At 69.5% G+C, this 14,838-nt stretch carries 10 protein-coding genes; 7 read left to right on the top strand and 3 right to left on the bottom strand.

The window, feature by feature from the left end:
* Positions 1–2,552 (top strand): pyruvate carboxylase (locus NRB56_RS06510; RefSeq protein WP_153339500.1); only part of this gene is annotated, 2,552 nt, incomplete at its 5' end.
* Between the two features lie 73 nt (positions 2,553–2,625).
* Here the strand turns inward: NRB56_RS06510 and NRB56_RS06505 are convergent.
* Positions 2,626–4,515 carry an alkyl/aryl-sulfatase gene (locus NRB56_RS06505; RefSeq protein ID WP_153339499.1) on the bottom strand — a complete coding sequence of 630 codons (1,890 nt, stop codon included), beginning with the start codon at positions 4,513–4,515 and terminating at the stop codon, positions 2,626–2,628.
* Positions 4,516–4,846: 331 nt separating this feature from the next.
* Here NRB56_RS06505 and trpB point away from each other — a divergent pair, with 331 nt between their 5' ends.
* The 5 genes from trpB to NRB56_RS06480 all read left to right on the top strand — a co-directional run bounded on the left by trpB (position 4,847) and on the right by NRB56_RS06480 (position 9,638).
* Positions 4,847–6,091, top strand: coding sequence for a tryptophan synthase subunit beta (gene trpB, locus NRB56_RS06500; RefSeq protein ID WP_153339498.1), 1,245 nt, complete (start codon positions 4,847–4,849; stop codon positions 6,089–6,091).
* A gap of 95 nt (positions 6,092–6,186) precedes the next feature.
* Complete coding sequence (locus tag NRB56_RS06495; RefSeq protein WP_153339497.1) at positions 6,187–6,558, top strand: hypothetical protein; 372 nt, start codon at positions 6,187–6,189, stop codon at positions 6,556–6,558.
* A gap of 16 nt (positions 6,559–6,574) precedes the next feature.
* Complete coding sequence (locus NRB56_RS06490; RefSeq protein ID WP_153339496.1) at positions 6,575–7,501, top strand: SGNH/GDSL hydrolase family protein; 927 nt, start codon at positions 6,575–6,577, stop codon at positions 7,499–7,501.
* Positions 7,498–9,279, top strand: coding sequence for an acyltransferase family protein (locus NRB56_RS06485; RefSeq protein ID WP_264766993.1), 1,782 nt, complete (start codon positions 7,498–7,500; stop codon positions 9,277–9,279). Before NRB56_RS06490 ends, NRB56_RS06485 begins: the two co-directional genes overlap by 4 nt.
* Entirely contained in the window at positions 9,276–9,638 is a 363-nt protein-coding gene (locus NRB56_RS06480) for an ACT domain-containing protein (protein ID WP_153339495.1), read from the top strand. Before NRB56_RS06485 ends, NRB56_RS06480 begins: the two co-directional genes overlap by 4 nt.
* Before the next feature lie 130 nt (positions 9,639–9,768).
* Here the strand turns inward: NRB56_RS06480 and NRB56_RS06475 are convergent, their stop codons facing one another.
* Positions 9,769–10,581 (bottom strand): class I SAM-dependent methyltransferase, encoded by an 813-nt coding sequence (locus NRB56_RS06475; RefSeq protein WP_319942634.1) that lies wholly within the window; start codon positions 10,579–10,581, stop codon positions 9,769–9,771.
* 128 nt (positions 10,582–10,709) lie between these two features.
* Between NRB56_RS06475 and NRB56_RS06470 the strand changes: the two genes are divergently transcribed.
* Positions 10,710–11,321, top strand: a complete 612-nt coding sequence (locus NRB56_RS06470) for a TIGR03086 family metal-binding protein (protein ID WP_153339494.1) — start codon at positions 10,710–10,712, stop codon at positions 11,319–11,321.
* On the opposite strand, the gene NRB56_RS38760 is transcribed toward NRB56_RS06470, so the two are convergent.
* Complete coding sequence (locus NRB56_RS38760) at positions 11,246–14,593, bottom strand: chorismate-binding protein (protein ID WP_227837207.1); 3,348 nt, start codon at positions 14,591–14,593, stop codon at positions 11,246–11,248. The two genes, NRB56_RS06470 and NRB56_RS38760, sit on opposite strands and share 76 nt — an antisense overlap.
* Between the last annotated feature and the right edge of the window lie 245 nt (positions 14,594–14,838).

Here is a 14,838-nt window from a genome sequence, read left to right as displayed (position 1 = left end):
ATGAGCGTGGGGATCATGTGTTCATCGAGATGAATCCGCGGATTCAGGTGGAGCATACGGTGACGGAGGAGATCACTGATGTGGATTTGGTGCAGTCGCAGATGCGGATTGCGGCGGGGGAGTCTCTAGAAGATTTGGGGTTGAGTCAGGAGTCGGTGCGGATTCGGGGTGCGGCGTTGCAGTGCCGGATCACGACCGAGGACCCGGCCAACGGTTTCCGGCCCGACACCGGGCGGATCACGGGCTACCGCAGTCCCGGTGGTGCGGGCGTCCGGCTCGACGGTGGTGCCAATGTCGGTGCGGAAGTGGGCCCGCACTTCGATTCGATGCTGGTGAAGTTGACGTGTCGTGGCCGGGATCTCAGCGCGGCCATCGCGCGGGCTCGCCGCGCGGTGACGGAGTTCCGGATTCGTGGTCTGTCCACGAATATCCCGTTCCTGCAAGCGGTTCTCGACGATCCCGACTTCCGGGCCGGGCGGATCACCACCTCGTTCATCGACGACCGTCCCGAACTGCTGACTCGCCACGCCTCGGCCGACCGCGCCTCGAAGATCCTCGGCTATCTGGCCGACATGACGGTGAACAAGCCGCATGGTGAGCGTCCGACGGCGGTGTATCCGCATGACAAGTTGCCGGTGATCGATCTTTCGGCGCCGCCGCCGTCGGGGTCGCGGCAGCGCCTGGTTGCGTTGGGACCCAACGGTTTCGCGCGTGCGTTGCGTGAACAGGATGCGGTGGCGGTGACGGATACCACTTTCCGTGATGCGCATCAGTCACTGTTGGCGACGCGGGTGCGGACGAATGGGTTGTTGCAGGTGGCCGGGCATGTGGCGCGGTTGACGCCGGAGTTGTTGTCGATCGAGTGCTGGGGTGGCGCGACTTATGATGTGGCGCTGCGGTTCTTGTATGAGGATCCGTGGGAGCGGTTGGCGGCGTTGCGGGAAGCGGTCCCGAACATCTGTCTTCAGATGTTGCTGCGAGGCCGTAACACAGTCGGGTATACCCCGTATCCGGAGCGGGTGACGCGCGCGTTCGTCCGTGAGGCTACCGATACCGGGATCGATATCTTCCGGATCTTCGACGCGCTGAACAATGTTGATCAGATGCGTCCCGCGATCGATGCGGTGCTGGAAACCGGGACGGCGGTGGCGGAAGTCGCGTTGTCGTATACCGGTGACCTGTCGGATCCGAACGAGAACCTGTACACGCTGGACTATTACCTGAAGCTGGCGGAGCAGGTGGTGGACGCGGGGGCGCACATTGTGGCGATCAAGGACATGGCGGGTCTGTTGCGGGCTCCGGCGGCGCACACGCTGGTGACGGCGTTACGCCGGAATTTCGATGTGCCGGTGCATGTGCATACCCACGACACGCCCGGTGGCCAGTTGGCGACGTATCTGGCTGCGTGGCAGGCGGGTGCGGATGCGGTGGATGGTGCGAGTGCGCCGATGGCGGGGACGACCAGTCAGCCGGCGTTGTCGGCGATTGTGGCTGCGGCGGCGCATTCGCCGTTCGATACGGGGTTGAGCTTGCAGAGTGTGTGTGATCTGGAGCCGTATTGGGAGTCGTTGCGGAAGGTGTACGGTCCGTTCGAGTCAGGGTTGGCGGGGCCGACGGGCCGGGTGTATCACCACGAGATCCCGGGTGGTCAGTTGTCGAATCTGCGGCAGCAGGCCATTGCGCTGGGTCTCGGTGACCGGTTCGAGGAGGTGGAGGCGAAGTATGCTGCGGCGGATCGGTTGCTGGGTCGGTTGGTGAAGGTGACGCCGTCGTCGAAGGTGGTCGGTGATCTGGCCCTGTCCCTGGTGGGTAGTGGTGTCGATATTGAGGATTTCGGGGGTGATCCGGCGCGGTTCGATATTCCGGATTCGGTGATCGGTTTTCTGCGTGGGGAACTGGGGACACCGGCGGGTGGCTGGCCGGAGCCGTTCCGGACGCGGGCGTTGGCTGGTCGTGGTCCGGCGAAGCCGGAGGCGACGCTGTCGCCGGAAGACGAAGCGGCGCTGGATGGTTCGTCGCAGCAGCGGCAGGAAACGTTGAACCGCTTGCTGTTCCCTGGGCCGACGTCGGAGTTTCTGGCGCATCGGGAGAAGTACGGTGACACGTCCGGTCTGTCGGCGAATCAGTTCTTCTACGGCCTGCGCCACGGTGAGGAGCACCGGGTCCAGTTGGAGAAGGGTGTGACACTGCTGATCGGCTTGGAGGCCATCTCCGAACCCGACGACCACGGAATGCGAACCGTCACCTGCATTCTCAACGGACAGCTCCGCCAGGTGGTGGTCCGCGACCGGTCCATCGACCAGCACCTGCCGACCGCCGAGAAGGCCGACCCGTCCGACCCCCGGCACCTGCCCGCCCCGTTCTCCGGTGTGGTGACCGTGACCGTCGCGGTCGGTGACCGCGTCGAATCCGGGGACAGTGTCGCCACCATCGAGGCGATGAAGATGGAGGCCGCCATCACCGCCCCGCGCGCCGGCATCATCGACCGGATCGCGATCGGCACCACCCACGAGGTGGACGGCGGCGACCTGCTGCTGGTGATCGCCGACTGAACCGGCCGCTCGTGGGTCCCGTACTCCGGCAACGGGACTCACGAACGCGGTCATCAGGACGGCAGCGCCGCCCTCACACGGTGGCTCGGCGTTCCCAGGGCGTGACGATCGGAAAGTTCGGATCGGGCGTGCCGATCACGGATCTCAGTCGGGCCAGCCCCGACGGGTCGCCGGTCACCCGCACGCTGCCCGTTCGCACCGCCTCCGTCATGTCCTGTCCGCCGGTCAGCACGCCGATGAGGGTGCGCCGGTCGAGTGTGAACGCGGCATCCGATGCGGGCCGGACGTTGTCGTCCGGCAGCACGTAGTGGACGAACACTCCGTTGCGGAGTTCGGTGCGGTAGGTCCGGTCCTCGTCGGTGACATGCCAGTCGTGCATCAGGTGCAGGTCCCACGCCGCGGGGCCGTCGATGCGGAAGGCGACCGCGTCGAAGACCTGGTCGACGGACAGCGAGCGCGCCATCGAGTCCGAGGAGGTGCCGGTGGGGGTGCCGACCGTGCCGTGGCGCAGTTCGTAGGCGCCGGTGAGGTAGAAGTTGCGCCACGTACCGTTCTCCGAACCGTAGCCGAGTTCCTCGAAGACCTCGGCCTGCAACATCTTCGCGGTGTCGTTGCCCGGATCGGCATAGATCACGTAGTTCAGCAGTTGCGCCGCCCAGCGGTGATCGCCCGCATCGTGAGCCCGGCGCGCCTTCCCGATTGTGTCGGCAGCGCCGCCCATCGCCTCGACGTGCCGCTCGGCCGACGCCACCGGCGGATGCTCCCACAGATGGGCCGGATTGCCGTCGAACCAACCCATATAGCGCTGGTAGACGGCTTTCACATTGTGGCTCATCGAACCGTAGTAGCCGTGGTTGTACCACTTGCGTTCCAGCGTCGGCGGCAGCCGCAGGGTCTCGGCGATCTCGATGCCGGTGCGGCCCTGGTTGAGCAGGCGCAGGGTCTGATCGTGCAGGTAGCCGTAGGTGTCGGCCTGCAGGGTCAGCCATTCCGTGATCCGTTCGGTGTCCCACATCGGCCAGTGGTGCGAGGCGAAGGCGACATCGGTCCGGTGCGCGAAGAGCGTGATCGTCTCGTTGAGGTACCGCGCCCACACGTGGGCGTCGCGAACCAGCGCGCCGCGCAGGGTGAGGATGTTGTGCAGGGTGTGGGTGGCGTTCTCCGCCGTGCACAGCACCCGGTGGTCCGGGAAGTAGAAGTTCATCTCCGCGGGCGCCTCGGTGCCCGGGGTCAGCTGGAACACGATGCGGACGCCGTCGATCACCTCCTCCTGACCGGTCGCGGTGATGTCCCGCGTCGGCGGCAGCAGGGTGACCGTGCCGGTGGAGGTGGTCATGCCCAGACCGGCGCCGACCTGGCCGCGCGGCCCACGGGGGAGCGCCGCGCCGTACATGTAGGCCGAGCGGCGGGCCATCGCGGTACCGGCGAAGATGTTCTCCGCCACCGCATGTCGCACGAATCCGGCCGGTGCGAGCACCGGGACCCGGCCCGTCGCCGCGTCCTCCTCGGTGACGACACCCAGCGCGCCACCGAAGTGGTCGACGTGCGAATGGGTGTAGACCAGGCCGGTGACCGGCCGGTCGCCCCGATGCCGGCGGTACAGGTCCAGGCCCGCCTTCGCCGTCTCGGCCGAGATCAACGGGTCGATCACGATCACGCCGGCGTCACCCTCGACGAGCGTCATATTCGACAGATCCAGGCCGCGGATCTGATAGAAACCCGGCGCGACCTCGTACAGACCCTGCCGCAACATCAGCTGCGACTGCCGCCACAGCCCGGGATGCACCGAATTCGGGCAGCTGCCCCGGATGAAGGCGTAGGAGTCGTTGTCCCACACCACTTTGCCGTTCTCGTCCGTGACCACGCCGGGCTCCAGGGCGGCGACGAAGCCGCGGTCGGCGTCGGTGAAATCGGCGGTGTCGGCGAACGGTTGCTCGCCGTGTCGCTGGTGATCGTCGGCCATATCGCGGTCTCCTGTGCGGTCCGAGCGGATCGGGAACGAACGGATGGGACGGGGTCGACCGACAGCATCCCGATCGTAGTCGGGAGGGATGATCCGGAGTCCGATCGCGGCGCACGTGGTTCCGGATCGATATGCGGGCGGTTCCGGTGATCGTCACCGGCCCGCAACCGGCTCGTCTCGTGCCTCGCCGACGATCGTCACGGCCCTCGGACCGCGTTCGTGGTGGCTTCCCAACGGAGGGAGGCGGATTCGGGGCGGCGGTGCCGGGCCGCCCTACGATCAGACCAAACGGTCTGTTCTATGGGCCCGGGTCGATGATCGGGAGAGTGTGATGTCTGCGCGTGTCGACGGTGGTAGATCGACTCGGAACCGCATCGAGGAATTGCCGGACGCGGCGGGCCGGTTCGGTGTGTACGGCGGGCGGTACGCGCCCGAGGCCCTGATGGCGGCGCTGACCGAACTCGAGGAAGCCTATCGGCTGGCCCGGGCCGACGTGACCTTCGCGACCGAGTTGGAGACGCTGCTGCGCGAGCGGGCGGGCCGGCCGACCCGGCTGCACCGGGTGCCGGGATTCGAGCGAGTGCTCGGAGTGCCGGGGGCGCGGGTGTATGTGAAGCGCGAGGACATGGCGTACACCGGGTCGTACAAGATCAACAATGCGCTGGGGCAGGCGTTGCTCGCCGCGCGCATGAGCCGGACCCGGGTGATCGCCGAGACCGGCGCGGGCCAGCACGGGGTGGCGGTGGCGTCGGTCTGCGCGATGCTCGGCCTGCGCTGCGTGGTCTACATGGGCGCCCACGACATGGCCCGTCAGGCCTCGAACGTCGCGCGTATGCGGATGCTCGGCGCCGAGGTGCGCCGGGTGGACACGGGCGGCCGCAAGGTGAAAGCGGCTGTGAGCGAGGCGGTTCGGGACTGGGTGTCCACGACCGACACCTCCTACCTGCTGTTCGGCACGGTCACCGGGCCCGCACCGTATCCGGCCATCGTGCGGGATTTCCAGACCGTGATCGGCCGCGAATCCCGGCGGCAGCTGCTGGCGGCGACCGGGCGGCTGCCGGACCGGGTGGTGGCCTGTGTGGGTGGCGGCAGCAATGCGCTGGGGTTGTTCCACGCCTTTCTCGACACACCCGAGGTCGCGCTGATCGGGGTCGAGGCGGCGGGCCGGGGAATCGAGACCGGGCAGCACGCCGCCACGGGGACCGCGGGTGCACCCGGCGAGCTCGACGGCTCGTTCAGTTATCTGTTGCAGGACGCCGACGGCCAGGTGCAGCGCACGCACAGCATCGCCGCGGGGCTGGACTATCCGGCGATCGGGCCGGAGCACGGCTATCTGAAGGATCGGGGCCGGGTGCGGTACCACGCGGTCACCGATGCCGCGGCGCTACGCGGATTCCGGGCGTTCTCGCGCTGCGAGGGCATCGTGCCCGCGCTCGAATCCGCCCACGCCGTCGGCTATCTCATGGAATCCGCCGAGCGCGGCGAGTTGGCACCGGACTCGCTGATATTGCTCGGCCTGTCCGGGCGCGGTGACAAAGATCTGGGCATCGCAGCCGTGACATTGCCCGAAGCGTGATCGAATCCGGGCGAATCGGGCCGCCGTGCCTAGGGTGACTTGTATGCTGCCCTGAAGTGAATAGAGGACATTTCAGTTCGTGATTCGAGGGTCCCATGAAGTTTCGTACCACGGGTGTCTTCCACCTCCGGGCGGCGATTGTGCTGGTCGCCGGGGTGTGCCTGCTGGGTGTGGCGGCCTGCGGCGAGACCACCACCGATCGGTCGCAGGGCGGTGATAGCAGTGCCGTCCCGGCGCCCGTGGTCCCCGCGCCGCTGAGCAGCGCGGCGCCGGTGAGCAGTGCCGCGCCGGCGCCCGTGGACGTGCCCGGACCGGAGCCCACCACCGCCGCGCCCGCACCGGAACCCACGACCACCGAGGCGCCCGCGCCGCAGCCGGTCGCCCCGAAACCCGCGCCGCAGCCGGCCCCGAAACCGGCGCCGCCGACGCTGGACGCGCCGGGCTTCGAACCGCGCGCGGGCTACTGAGACACGGGAGTTCGGCATGCGATCGGCAGGCGCCGGCGTCCGGAGGGGGCTGCGCGGCGTGTGCGCGGCCGCCCTCGCGATCGCCGCATCGGCGGTGGGAGTCACTGCGGCACAAGCGGATTCCGCACCGGAGGGCAGAAAGGTCGTCGTCCTGGGGGATTCGTACACCGCCAACGGCTGGGACCCGCAGTCCTCGGGCGATGTCTGTGTGCGCGGCGGCAGTTCGTGGCCCGCGCAGCTGGGCCGCCTGCTGGGGCCGCGGGGCGGAGACCAGGTGGCCAACCCGTCCTGTTCGGGGGCGTCCATCGACAGCGGGCCGGGCTACACCCTCGCCATGGAGGTCCTGCAGGCCGACCACGACGGCGCATTCGGCCCGGCCACCCGACTGGTGACCCTGCAACTGGGTCTCGACGATCATTGGGGCGACACCGATCAGACGCTCTGGTATGGATTGCAGCAGTGCGTCTTCGACCTGATCCGCGGCTGCGATCTGGACGCGGTGGAACAGGGCCGAATTCCGGACGTGCGCGGCGTGACCGGCGCCGCGTACGCCGAAAGGATCAAGGCCGCAGTCACTTACATCCGCTACTACGCGCCGGCCGCGCACATCGTGATCGTCGGCTACCCGGAGATCCTGCCCTCGGGACAGGACACCGTCTGCCTGAGCATTCTCGGTGTGGCGCCGTTCATCCAGCCGCGCGGACGGGCCGTCGTCGCGTACTTCGACCGCATCGATCGGGCGCAGCGCGAGGCCGCGGAACTGCTGGGACTGGGCTTCTTCGACGCCCGCGCGCTCACCACCGGGCACGGGCTGTGTTCCGCCGACCCGTGGCTCAACGGGGTGTTCGACCCGCGCACCGATATCGCCGGTCTGCCGTTCCACCCGTCCACCCGGGGTGACGCGGTGACCGCGAATGCCCTGTACGACAGGTACCTTCGATGACCCGCCCGCCAGACGTGGCGCTTCCGCCCGACGTGGCGCTCCCGCCGGAGGTGGCGCTCCCGCCCGACGTGGCGCTCCCGCCCGACGTGGCGCTCCCGCCGGAGGTGGCGCTCCCGTCGGAGGTTGCCCGCGCAGCAGAGGCAGTCCATGCGCCGGAAGCGGTTCACGTGCCGAAAGCGGCCCTCCCGCTCGAGGTAGCCCGGGTGCCGGAGGCGGCTTCGGTGTCCGGGGTAGCGCTGCTGCCCGGGGCGGAGCGCCCGCCGGGGGCTGCCGACGCGTCCGGGGTGGCTCGCCTGCCGACAGACGCTCGCGCACCGGAGGCGGTCCTTTCGCCGGAGGCGGTCCGCGTGCCGGGGGTGGACCGGGTGCCGGGGGTGGACCGGGTGCCGGGGGTGGACCGGGTGCCGGGGGTGGACCGGGTGCCGGGGGTGGACCGGGTGCCGGGGGTGGACCGGGTGCCGGGGGTGGACCGGGTGCCGGAGGTGGTCCACATGCCGGAAGCGGTCCGGGTGCCGGAGGTGGCCCGTGTGCCGGAAGCGGTCCGCGCGCCGACGGCGGCCGAGATCGGCGGGGAGCGGCGGCCCGCACTGCCCTCGCTCACCGGGGCGCGCTGGTGGGCGGCGTTCGCTGTCTTCGTGTTGCACGCCTTGGTATTCCTGCCGGTGTATCCGTTCCAGAAGTCCGAGCTGTTCCGGCACATTCATCAGTGGCTGCCGATGCAGCTCGGGGCCGCCGGGGTCACCTTTTTCTTTGTGCTGTCGGGCTTCATCATCTACTGGTCGTTCCGGCCGGGTATGCCGGTGACGCTGTTCCACCGGCGGCGGGTGCTGAAGATCTATCCGACCCACCTGGTCGCGGCCGCCGCCTTCGTGCTCGCGGCCGGGGTGCCGTTGCACCGGCTCGTCGTGTGGTTGCCGAATGTGCTGCTCGTGCATGCCTGGGTGCCTAAGTGGAGCACCGTCGGCGGGCTCAACGTGCCGTCCTGGTCGCTGGCCTCGGAAATGCTTTTCTACCTGACCTTTCCGCTGCTGTTGCCGCTGGTGCGGCGGATCCCTGCCCAGCGGCTGCTGCTCGCGGCCGCGGTGCTGGTGCTGGCGGTGCTCGCCATGCACGCGGCCTTCTATCTGTGGGTGCCCGGCCCGAAGGGCATCGCGAACGCGTTCGCGCCCCGCCTGGTTCCCGGTGACAGCTCACCGCATTTCGAGCTGCACGCCTCCCAGGCGTGGTTCGCGCAGCCGGACATCCCGGTGGCGCGGTCGTATTGGCTCGGCTACACCTTCCCGCCGGCGCGGCTGCCGGAGTTCTACCTGGGCGTGCTGACCGCGCGCATGGTGCTCGAAGGACGTTGGCGCAGTACGCGTCTCACACCGCCGCTGCTGGCGCTGGCGATCGCCTACGCCGCGACCTGGGTGGTGCCGATCGACTTCAAGATGTCGGCGCTGCTGATCGCCCCCACGGCGGCGGTGGTCGCCACGATGGCGGCCCGCGACCTCGCGGGGATCCGCGGATCGAACGCGCATCCGCGAATGGTGTGGCTCGGCAACATCTCCTACGCCTTCTACCTGATCCAGTTCCCGGTGATGGTGCTCGTCACCCGATTCCTCATCGGCGGCAGGCAGTTCGGGATCCTCGGCTGGACCGGATTCGCGCTGCTGACCCTGGTGCTGGCGACCGCGGCCGCCGCGGTGCTCTACCACTGGGTCGACGTGCCGGTGATGATTCGGTTCGCCGGGCGCACGGCCCCGCGCGCGAAGGCCCCGCCTACGATGACGCCATGACCGTGACCCAGCGCCTGGTGGTGGTCCCCTCGTCGTTCGCCGTCGAGCACCTGCCCACCGCGACGTTTCCGGAGGACGACGAGTGGGTCGCGCTGGTCCGTGCCCCGGAGGGGCTGACCGTGGTGCGTGAGGCGCCGCCGTGGGCCGACGGGGAACGCTGGGTCGGCTTCTACGGCGGTGACAACGGCCGCGGGCACGACCATCCCGGTGCGCTGGCCGCGCTGGTGGCGCCGCTGGCCGAGGCGGGCATCCCGGTGTTCGTCGCCTCGACCTACCACGCCGATCTGGTGCTGGTGCCCGACCATCGCCGGGACGAGGCGGCCGACGTGCTGCGCGCGGCCGGGCACCGCGTCGGCTGATCACGAAAGGTGTTGCGGCCGAAAGGCTTAAGGTAAGCGCCGAAGCCGCCCGGGTCCGTGCAGACCTCAGTCGGGCGCCATGGCGGTCGTGCAGACCCTCTAACGGGTGCGGTGGCGGTCGTGCAGACCCTCAAACGGGTGCGGTGGCGGCCAGGCCGTACAGCAGCGGGACGATCGGATCGGCGGTCGGCAGCCGCCACCATCCGTCCGCCGTGCGGACCATCTGCGGAAAGCGTGGCCACGGCAGCAGATCCGTCTCGGTGAGGCCGGTGATGCGCAGGCCGGCGGCGAGCAGCGCGGTGACCACCTCGCCGAGCCCGTGCCGCCATTCGTAGACCGTGGTGTCCGACGTCAGATCCGGCCCGTCGGTGTAGGTGTGGGTGCTGTCGCGCAGTTGCGCCCCGCGGCCCTCGAGGTAGTCGTCGCGCAACTCCAGCGCGCTCGGGTCGCTGCCCGAAGGCGGTGTGGGGCCGAGCGAGTGCAGCAGCGGATGGAATTCCACGATGTAGAGCAGGCCGCCGGGCCGCAGCAGATCCGCCACCACCCGCGCCCAGGCCGTCAGGTCGGGCAGGTAGCACAGCGCGCCCTTGCCGGTGTAGACGATGTCGAAACGCTTCGCGCCCAGCGCCTCCCGCGCCCGGTAGACGTCCGCGCAGTGGTATTCCACCGCGTCGCCGGACAATTCACGGGCGTGCCGGACCGACTCGGGCGAGAAGTCCAGGCCCACCGCCCGAGCGCCGCGCCGGGCGAATTCGACCGTCTCCGTACCCAGATGGCATTGCAGGTGCAGCACGTCGCGGTCCCGGACGTCGCCGAGCACCTCCCATTCGAAGGGAGCGAACCAGTAGCCGGAATCGGGGTCGAGGTAGAAGCGACTGGCGGCGTGAATGGGGGCGCGAGCATCCCAGTTCTGCCGGTTCGTCAGCAGCGGATCGATGGTCACCGACCCATGGTAGGCGCCGGGCACGGGCCGGGCGCCGAGATCACGAATGCGTCTCATTTCCGTCTTGTTGTGCAGTAATCGGCTCCGGAGGTCCGGGCGCCCCGCGGCCGCAGGGGCACAATCGTGGGGTGGCGGAGACCGATGCGACCCTCGGACTGTTGGAGCGCGCGCTCACCCAGCTGGCGGCGGTGATCGCCATCGAGCGCGACGATCAGGACGAACTGCCCACCCCCTGCGCCGAATGGTCCGTCCGCGATCTGCTCACCCACGTCATCGGACAGGACCTGCGCGATTTCACGGCCGCCGCGCGCGGCGAGACGCCCGGCCGCGCGGTCCCCGCGGCCCCGCTCGGCGCCGACCGGCTCGTGCAGTTCCGGGTCGGTTCCGAGGAACTGCTGAAGGTCTGGCGCGCCGCCGACCTCAATCGCCCGGTACCCGGACCCGGCGGCAGCACCGCGCCACTGCGTGGCCGGCTCGACCAGCAGATCACCGAATCCGCCGTGCACACCTGGGATCTCGCGCAGGCCACCGGCGCGCGGGTGATCCTCGACGACGCCCTCGCCGAGCACGGATTGGCCTGGTCGAAGCAACTGCTCCGCCCCGAATACCGCGGTCCGGGAAAGCCTTTCGGAGTGGAGGTGTCCGTCGACGCGGCGGCGCCCGCCTACGACCGGCTGGCGGGCTGGTTCGGCCGCGACCCCGGCTGGATCCCGCCCCCGGTCGGCGCCTGGCTGACCTGACCCCGCACCGCGCGTACCGGCGCCGCGGCCTTGAGGACCATCTCGTCGAATTCGGCAGCCGCGTCGGAATCCAGCACGATCGCACCGCCTGCCCCGATCCGCCAGCGGCCCTGGTGCCGGACCGCGGTGCGGATGACGATGTTCAGGTCGGCGGTACCCCCGAGCCCGAGGAAGCCGAGGGTGCCCGAATAGACCCCGCGCGCTTCGGTTTCCAGCCCGTCGATGATCTCCGTGGTGCGCAGCTTCGGCGCGCCGGTCATCGAGCCGCCCGGGAAACACGCACGCACACAGTCGATCACGCTCACCTCCGGCCGCAACCGCCCGCGCACCGTCGACACCAGTTGATGCAGGGTGGCGTACGTCTCGACCGCCATCAGCTCCGGCACGTACACGCTGCCGAGCTCGCACACCCGCCCCAGATCGTTGCGCAGCAGATCCACGATCATGAGGTTCTCGGCCCGCGTCTTGGGGTCGAGTTCCAATGCGCGCCGCAGGTTCTCGTCGGTCGCGGGCTCCCGCCCGCGCGGCGCGGTCCCCTTGATCGGCTTGCTCTCCACGCTGCGGTCCCGGGTGATCTTCAGGAACCGCTCCGGCGAGGAACACGCCACGACGGTCTCCCCGAATCGCAGGAACGCCGCGTACGGCGCCGGATTGGATCGCCGCAGCGCGCGGTACACCGCCAGATCGGACGCCGGGTCCGCCGCCGGGTCCGCGACGGCCACCTGGTCGGTGAGGGTGACCTCGTAGGTTTCGCCGGCCCGCAGCGCCGCCCGGATATCGGCGATATCGGCGAGATACCGGTCCCGCCCCCGGCTCAGTCCCGCCGCCAACGCCGCGAGGTCGCCTGCGCCGATGCCGGTCGTGAAATCCGTCCCCGCCCGCTCGATCGCCGGAGCAGTCACCGCAGCACCCCCACGACCCGCGGGCAGGCCAGTCGGGTCCGGCCCCGGATCGCGGGTTGCCGTCTCCGCGAACAGCGGATCGGCCCGCCGGAAACACGGGATCGACTCCACCGGTGCCGAATCGCTCGCCGCACCCGAAACTTTCTCCTCCGATCCGCGCAAACCGCCTGTCTGCGTAGCGGTTTCGTCGGTCCCGGCGGCTCCGCCGGGAGCGGCCGACTTTGCCCGGCCTGGCGAAGGCTCGGTGTCGGCGGCTGATTGTGTGCGGCCTGGCGAAGGCTCGGTGTCGGCGGCTGATTGTGTGCGGCCCGGCGAACCCTTGGTGTCGGCGGCCGACGACCGCGGCCGGTCCGGCGGGCAAGTGGTCGACTCGAGAATGCTTCGGGTGACGGCCATCCATTCCTCTTGTGCAACAGCGCTTTCCGGTTCGCACAGCGCGATCAGATGGGTGCGCGCCTCGTGGTGGTCCACGACCACGAGCCGATCGGCGAATACCCACACGGCATCCGGGGTGGGGGAGCGGTGCGCGGCCGACGCGCCACAGTCGGCCTTCACCTCGTAGCCAAGGTAGCCGACGTAGCCGCCGACGAAATCGAAAGGTACGTCCGGGAATTCGATCCGGCGCCGAACCAGTTCGACGGCCAGATAGTCGAGTACGGTGCCCGGTACGGATCGCTCACCGGCCGGGGTATCCACTCGAACGAAGCCTTCGCCGACGCGATACCGCACCACCTCGGCGGCCGGTCCATCCGCATCACCGAGATAGGAGAACCGGCCCGCACCGGCTTCGGTCAGCGCGCTGTCCAGCCAGAAGGCGGTATCCGCCTGCTCGTGCTGCCGGGCGAAAGCCTCCTCGGCGTCCACGGTGTGGTCGACAACCTCATGCAACACATCGAACAGGCGGATCGGCCGCCCCCCGGGCGGCGCCGCGCCGTCGGCCGGTGCCACGAGCACACAGTGCACGAGGTCGTCACGCTGCCCCGATCCGGCCCCGTTCGGCTCGCGAGTTCCGCCGGTGGCGGATTCACCGGTTCTGGCGGTGGCCGGTTCACCCGTTGTGGCGGTGGCCGGTTCACCCGTTGTGGCCGTGGACGATTCGCCCGGTGTGGCTCTGTGCGGATCGTGCGGTGCCGTAACGGGGGGTTCGCCCGGCCCGGTAGTGGCCGGCTCACCTGATCCGGCCCCGTTCGACTCGCGAGATCCGCCGGTGGCTGGTTCACCGGTTCTGGCGGTGGCTGGCTGACCGGTGGTGGCGGTGGCTGGTTCGCCGGTTGTGGCGGTGGCTGGCTGACCGGTGGTGGCCGTGGCCGGTTCACCCGTTGTGGCCGTGAACCATTCACCCGGTCCGGCTCTGCGCGGATTGTGCGGTGCGGTAGCGGGAGGTTCGCCCGGCCAGGTAATGGCCGGTTCACCCGATCCGGCCTCGTTCGACTCGCGAGATCCGCCGGTGGCTGGTTCACCGGTTCTGGCGGTGACTGGCTTGTCGGTTGTGGCGGTGGCCGGTTCACCCGTTGTGGCCGTGGACGATTCGCCCGGAGCGGCCCTGCGCGAATCGTGCGGTGCGGCCCTGCGTGATTCGCCCGGTGCGGCTCTGCGCGGATCGTGCGGTGCGGTAGTGGGGGGTTCGCCCGGCCCAGTAGTGGCTGGTTCGCCCGATCCGGCCCCGGGCTGCTCGTGCCGGGGGGCGGTGCGGGGTGTGCACGGTTCGCGGGGGCCGATTCGTCGTCGCGATCGCGTGGTGGCCGGGGCCGACGTCGCCGGTTCGGCGGTGAAACGCTCGGTCAACCGGGCGAAATTGCGCAGCAGAGCCGCGCCGTGCTCGCTGGACACCGACTCCGGATGGAACTGCACGCCCCATTGCGGACGAGTACGGTGCCGGATGCCCATGACCACTCCGTCGGATGCGGTCGCGGTCGCCTCCAGCGCCTCGGGCAGCGGGGTGGCAGCGCACAGCGAGTGATAGCGGACCGCGGTGAAACCGTCCGGTAGGTCCTCGAAGAGGTCTCGTCCATCGTGGTGGATGCGGTCCGGGAAGCCGTGCCGGGGCGCCGGGGCGGCGACGACCGCGCCGCCTGCGCCGAGCACGATCCCCTGATGCCCGAGGCAGACACCGAGCAGCGGTAGTTCGGCATGGTCGACCAAGTAGCGGGAGAGGCCGAAATCCCGTGCCACATCGGGTCGTCCGGGTCCGGGCGAGATCACGATGTTGTCGAAACCGGACAGATCGAGCACGGTCGGGTCCAGCTCGTCGTTGCGGATCACGGTGGGAGGACAGCAGTTGACGATGCCGATCAGCTGAAAAAGGTTGTAGGTGAACGAGTCGTAGTTGTCCACCAGCAATGTGCGGATCCGCCGCCGGTCGCCGCTCATCGGACACCTGCCCGGCGGTCGGCCGTACTGGCGCGAAAAGCCGGTGCTACGAGTCGGTTCGGTGCACCGGACGCCGCCGGGCAGGGAAGTGCGCCGGCAGGCTCCGTCCGGACCGGTTGTGGTGGAACCGAAGTCGGTTGTCCGGTGTCCGGCGTGTCTGTCCTGCCCGCTCCGGGCGTCGGCGGGCATGGAAGTCCTCCGGTGGACTCCGTCCGGACCGGTTGTGGTGGAACCGAAGTCGGTTG

It is taken from the genome of Nocardia aurantia (genome assembly GCF_009604425.1).
GTDB lineage: Bacteria > Actinomycetota > Actinomycetes > Mycobacteriales > Mycobacteriaceae > Nocardia > Nocardia aurantia.
Note: the sequence above shows the minus strand (reverse complement) of the source record. Positions and strands in the feature narration are given on the sequence as shown.

Coding starts and splice junctions, on each gene's coding strand:
- NRB56_RS06505 (WP_153339499.1), bottom strand. CDS start 4,515: ATGGCCGACGATCACCAGCGACACGGCGAGCAACCGTTCGCCGACACC.
- trpB (WP_153339498.1), top strand. CDS start 4,847: ATGTCTGCGCGTGTCGACGGTGGTAGATCGACTCGGAACCGCATCGAG.
- NRB56_RS06495 (WP_153339497.1), top strand. CDS start 6,187: ATGAAGTTTCGTACCACGGGTGTCTTCCACCTCCGGGCGGCGATTGTG.
- NRB56_RS06490 (WP_153339496.1), top strand. CDS start 6,575: ATGCGATCGGCAGGCGCCGGCGTCCGGAGGGGGCTGCGCGGCGTGTGC.
- NRB56_RS06485 (WP_264766993.1), top strand. CDS start 7,498: ATGACCCGCCCGCCAGACGTGGCGCTTCCGCCCGACGTGGCGCTCCCG.
- NRB56_RS06480 (WP_153339495.1), top strand. CDS start 9,276: ATGACCGTGACCCAGCGCCTGGTGGTGGTCCCCTCGTCGTTCGCCGTC.
- NRB56_RS38760 (WP_227837207.1), bottom strand. CDS start 14,593: ATGAGCGGCGACCGGCGGCGGATCCGCACATTGCTGGTGGACAACTAC.